General features: G+C 70.9%; 3 protein-coding genes. 1 reads left to right on the forward strand and 2 read right to left on the reverse strand.

The genetic code is table 11. The features are described 5' to 3' along the window. Positions 1–417 (forward strand): class I adenylate-forming enzyme family protein (locus JF597_RS53920; protein WP_294014404.1); only part of this gene is annotated, 417 nt, incomplete at its 5' end. On the opposite strand, the gene JF597_RS53925 is transcribed toward JF597_RS53920, so the two are convergent. Together JF597_RS53925 and JF597_RS53930 are read right to left on the reverse strand one after the other, a co-directional pair. After that, positions 405–2,027, reverse strand: a complete 1,623-nt coding sequence (locus JF597_RS53925) for an AMP-binding protein (RefSeq protein WP_294014406.1) — start codon at positions 2,025–2,027, stop codon at positions 405–407. The genes JF597_RS53920 and JF597_RS53925 overlap by 13 nt on opposite strands. Before the next feature lie 71 nt (positions 2,028–2,098). Beyond that, the coding region (locus JF597_RS53930; RefSeq protein ID WP_294014408.1) for an enoyl-CoA hydratase-related protein at positions 2,099–2,515 on the reverse strand (417 nt) is incomplete at its 5' end.

The raw sequence follows: 2,515 nt of genomic DNA on the forward strand, positions 1-2,515 counted from the left end.
GTCGTCGATGACCAGGGCTGGCAGCACACCGGCGACCTCGGCCGGCTCGAGGACGGCTACCTGTACCTCGTGGGTCGCCGCGGGGACAAGATCATCCGAGGTGGCGAGAACGTCTACCCGCTGGAGATCGAGCAGGTGCTCGAGCAGCACCCCGGCGTACGGCAGGCGACCGTCGTGGGGGTGCCGGACCGCCGTCTCGGCGAGACCGTGATGGCCTACCTGATCCCCGATTCCGACCCGCATCCCGAGGTGGAGGAGCTGCGGCGGTTCGCCCGGGAGCGCCTCGTCGGCTTCAAGGTGCCCGTGGCGTGGGAGTTCGTCGACGAGCTCCCGCGCAACGTCAACGGCAAGGTGCTGCGGCACGTTCTCGCAGCCCGGGCTGCCGAGCAGTCGGCGCGCGACGCTCACTCCGGCTGAGCGCCGCTGTCCCGCAGCCCGAGAGCGGGGAGCCGGGCCCGCAGCTCGTTCTTGAGGACCTTCAAGCTGGCGTTGCGAGGAAGGGCGTCGACCAGGAACGCTCGCCGTGGGCGCTTGAAGTTCGCGATGCGGTCGGTGGCCCAGCCCAGCAGGTCTGACTCGGTCAGCCCGCCGCCGGGCCGCGGCACCACGAACGCGACCGCCACCTCCCCCAGGCGGGCGTCCGGGGCTGCCACGACAGCAATGGCCTCCACACCTGGGTGCTGACCGAGCACGCGCTCGACCTCGGCCGGGTACACGTTGAAGCCACCGACCAGGATCATGTCCTTCTTGCGGTCGGTGATGCGGAGGTAGCGCTGCTCGTCCATGGTGACGACGTCGCCGGTGCGCAACCACCCGTCGGGGTCGATCGCCTCCGCAGTCTGCCCAGGCTCCTCCCAGTAGCCGGTCATCACGTTGTATCCGCGCACCAGCAGCTCCCCGGCCTGGCCCGGCTCGACATCGCGCCCCGCCTCGTCGACCACCCGGACCTCGACCTCGAAGTCGGGACGGCCGACGGTCGACGCGATCAGCTCGAGTGAATCGGCCCCGGGGACCGTAGCGGTGACGAACGACGTGGCCTCGGTGAGGCCGTACCCGCCGTGGATCAGCTCCGGCTGCAGCTCGCGCTGGGTGCGTTCCAGCAGCTCCTGCGGCACGACGGTCGAGGAGATGAGCACGTTGCGGATCGTGCTGAGGTCGTGCTCGGCGCGCCGGGGCGAGTCGAGGATGGACTGGTAGACGGTGGGAGGGCCGTAGAGGATGGTCACGCGCTCGGCCGCGATGACGTGCATCACGTGGTCCGGGTCGAAGACCTGCTCAGGGATGATGGTCGCGCCGTGCACGAGGCAGGCCATCCACCCCGCCTTGTAGCCGAAGGTGTGGAAGAACGGCGGGATGATCAGGTAGCGGTCCCCGGCCTCGAACCCCAGCAGCGCGGCGTAGCCGCCATGGGCGCGCAACGACTGCCCGTGCGTGAGCTTCACACCCTTCGGCTGGCCCGTCGTGCCGGAGGTGAACATGATGTCCGACAGCGATTCGGGTGCGACGGCATCGATGGCCGCGAGGGCGGCGCCCTCGGGGACGCGAGCACCCCCGGCGAGGAACTCCTCCCAGCTCAGCTGCCCCTGCTGCGTCGCGCCGGACAGCACGACGCAGCTGCCGGCCTCGAGCACCGGCAGCGACGGGTCCGCAGCGCGCAGCATGCCCACGTAGTCGGCGTCGAGGAAGTCGCTCACGAGGAACAGCGCACGTGCGCCGCTCTTCCGCAGGATGTACGCCGCCTCCTCTCCCTTGAACCTGGTGTTCACCGGCACGAGCACGCCTCCGGCACCGAGGATCCCGAGCGCGGCCAGGACCCACCGCCCGGAGTTCGGTGCCCAGACGGCGACGCGGTCACCCGGCTGTACGCCGAGCGCCTGCACCGCCCGCACCGCTGCGACCATGTCCTCGTCGAGCTGGGCGAAGGTCCGACGCCCGTCCTCGGCCACCATGGCCTCGAGGTCGGGATGGCGCTGCGCGGTCAGCCGCAGGGCGTTCGGGATGCTTCGGCACTGCAGGTCGTATCGCACCCGAGCGTGCTCAGGGATGTACCACCACGGATCGACGGCAGGATCCCCGCCGGGTCGATAGGGCCGCCCGGTCATGGCTGGACGAAGACCGGCTCACGGCCCTCGCGCGCAGCAGCCACGGCCTCTCGTTGGTTGGCACTCCCGATGTTCCGGTTCATCTCGTCGCGCTCGGCGAGCAGCGCGGCCTGGTCGAGGCGGGGCCGGCTCATGCGCAGCAGTCGCACGATGCTGGCCACCGCCTCGGGGTTGCGGCCGGCGATCGTGCGCGCCATCGCCAGGGCGGTGGCACGCGGGTCGTCGGCGAGACCGGTGGCGAGACCCATCGCCACTGCTTCCTCCCCGCTGACGCGGCGTCCGGTGGCACACAGCTCCATCGCGCGGTCCAGCCCGAGGAGTGCTGTCAGCAACAGGGTGCCGCCTGAGTCGGGAGCGAGCCCCCAGCGGATCTCGTAGGCGCCGAGCGTCGCGTCCGGTGCGACGATGCGGAT

The sequence above is a fragment of the Streptomyces sp. genome (genome assembly GCF_019510245.1).
Classification (GTDB): domain Bacteria; phylum Actinomycetota; class Actinomycetes; order Streptomycetales; family Streptomycetaceae; genus Streptomyces.